The sequence below is a fragment of the Vibrio sp. 10N.222.46.A1 genome, assembly GCF_041473595.1.
Taxonomy (GTDB): Bacteria; Pseudomonadota; Gammaproteobacteria; order Enterobacterales; family Vibrionaceae; genus Vibrio; species Vibrio tasmaniensis_A.
Genome location: NZ_JBFRSN010000893.1, coordinates 1 through 800, shown reverse-complemented (window position 1 = coordinate 800; position 800 = coordinate 1). Strand labels below are relative to the sequence as shown.

At 44.1% G+C, this 800-nt stretch carries 1 protein-coding gene; it reads right to left on the bottom strand.

Features of this window, described 5'->3' with window-relative positions; genetic code table 11:
- Window positions 1–111: 111 nt before the first annotated feature.
- Window positions 112–800 (bottom strand): maleylacetoacetate isomerase (gene maiA, locus AB4496_RS21570; protein ID WP_372131912.1); only part of this gene is annotated, 689 nt, incomplete at its 5' end.

Genomic DNA, 800 nt, shown 5'->3' with positions numbered 1-800 from the left:
ATTAAACCTGAAAAGAATGAATACATAATATCTTTAAATATACCAAATCGTAATTATAACGTAATTTAATCCAAATAACGTTTCCAGTTCATTGAAAAGAATTCAATACGTTCACATCGGTGCATTCGCATCCGCTTGGTTCTCTGGCATCGCCTCGATAAAAGCGGGTAACTGGTTACACGCTTCGACAATCGAGTTAATTAACGGATACGGCGACATATCAACGCCAAAGCGCAGCGCGTTATACACCTGCGGCACCAAGCAGATATCGACAATACAGGGAGAATCCGAGAGGCTATACACCGAGTCACCATGTGTTTTCCTGTGCTTAGTCAGTTTCTCTTCTAACGCCGAAAAACCTTGGCTCATCCAATAGTGTAGCCAGTCCATTTTTGCCTCTGGCTCACACGACAACTCTCGCTCCAAGTACTGCAACACACGCAAGTTATTAAGAGGATGAATTTCTATCGCAATATCCTGAGCCATCGCCAACGCTTGATAGCGCAGTGGTATTTGCTCAGGAATCAACAAGGAGTCTGGGCTGCTTTCACACAAATAGTGTTCATCGAGATATTGAAGAATAGCCAGTGACTGATTGAGTTGAACTTCACCATCCACCAGCACGGGCACTAATTCACTGGCGTTGAGATCACGATATTGTGGGTCATGCTGCTCGCCGCCATTACGCACCAAGTGCACCGATTTAGACTCATAGTTGAGTTGTTTTAGGTTCAACCCAATACGTACTCGATAGGCAGCCGAAGAGCGCCAATAACCGTAAAGTATAATGTTCTTGTTCA